The sequence below is a fragment of the Tsukamurella conjunctivitidis genome, assembly GCF_007858475.1.
GTDB lineage: Bacteria > Actinomycetota > Actinomycetes > Mycobacteriales > Mycobacteriaceae > Tsukamurella > Tsukamurella conjunctivitidis.
In genome coordinates, this window is the sequence record NZ_VIGX01000308.1 from 1 (window position 1) to 519 (window position 519).

Below are 519 nucleotides of genomic sequence, written 5' to 3' on the forward strand. Positions count from 1 at the left end.
AGGGACACCGCGACGAGGGCGACCTTGTCCTTGACGGCTCGGCGACGGTCCCAGGCGGGGTCGGCCGAGGCGAAGGGCGAGGTCCCCACCGAGGTGCGGGGCGTGGCGGGAGACGGGGTCTCCCCGGGAATCATGGTGGTCATCAGTTGGCTCCCGAGAACTCGGCGCGACGCGACACGATCCACCGGGCGATGGAGTTGACGACCATCGTGATGGCGAAGAGCGCCAGGCCCGTGGCGATCAGTGCAGAGGTGTTGATGCCGGTGGACTCCGGGAACTGCAGCGCGATGTTCGCTGCGATCGTGGAGTGCTTGCCGGCCTGGAGGATGTCCCAGGAGAAGGAGTTGCCCACCGACAACACCATGACGACGGCCATGGTCTCCCCGAGCGCACGGCCCAGGCCGAGCATGGATGCCGAGATCACCCCGGAGCGTCCGAATGGGAGGACCGCGATGCGGACCATCTCCCAGCGGGTGGCACCCAGGGCCAGCGCGGCCTCCTCGTGCAGGGCGGGGGTCT

General features: G+C 69.0%; 1 protein-coding gene. It reads right to left on the minus strand.

The window, feature by feature from the left end:
• Positions 1-142: 142 nt before the first annotated feature.
• On the minus strand, positions 143-519 hold a 377-nt coding region (locus tag FK530_RS25520), incomplete at its 5' end, for a PstC family ABC transporter permease (protein ID WP_146489541.1).